The organism is Pseudomonas sp. OTU5201 (assembly GCF_038440135.1).
Lineage (GTDB): Bacteria > Pseudomonadota > Gammaproteobacteria > Pseudomonadales > Pseudomonadaceae > Metapseudomonas > Metapseudomonas resinovorans.
The window spans coordinates 1-441 of the sequence record NZ_JASATC010000109.1 but is presented as its reverse complement, the minus strand read 5'-3'; the positions used below and the strand labels follow the sequence as shown (position 1 = coordinate 441).

General features: G+C 69.2%; 1 pseudogene. It reads left to right on the top strand.

Annotation, left to right across the window (positions count from 1 at the left end):
• Window positions 1-349: pseudogene (locus AAHM40_RS27060) on the top strand (flavin-dependent monooxygenase); the annotation flags it as partial.
• Between the last annotated feature and the right edge of the window lie 92 nt (window positions 350-441).

Genomic DNA, 441 nt, shown 5'->3' with positions numbered 1-441 from the left:
GCAGACCGCCCTGGCCAAGGCCATGGTCACGGTGGACGAATGCCGCACGGTGCTGCTGCGCAACTTCGCGCTGATGACCCAGCGCGCCAAGGCCGGCGAGCCGCTGACCATGGCCGAGCGGGTGAAGATGCGCTACGACTCGGCCATCGTCCCCGACAAGTGCGCCCAGGCGGTGGAAGCGCTGATGTACAACAGCGGCGCCTCCACCATCTTCCGCCACCACGGGATCAACCGTGCCTTCCGCGATATCCACACCGGCCGCGCCCACGTGGCCAACTGCCCGGGCAAGTACGCGCTCAACCTCGGCGGCGTGGGGATGGGGCTGGACAGCACCGACTTCTTCCTCTGATGACGCCATTCGCGAGCAAGCTCGCGCCTACGTAGGAGCCAGCTTGCTGGCGAACCCGCCCCGCCACGACGCCCGCCCCGCGCGGGCGTCGT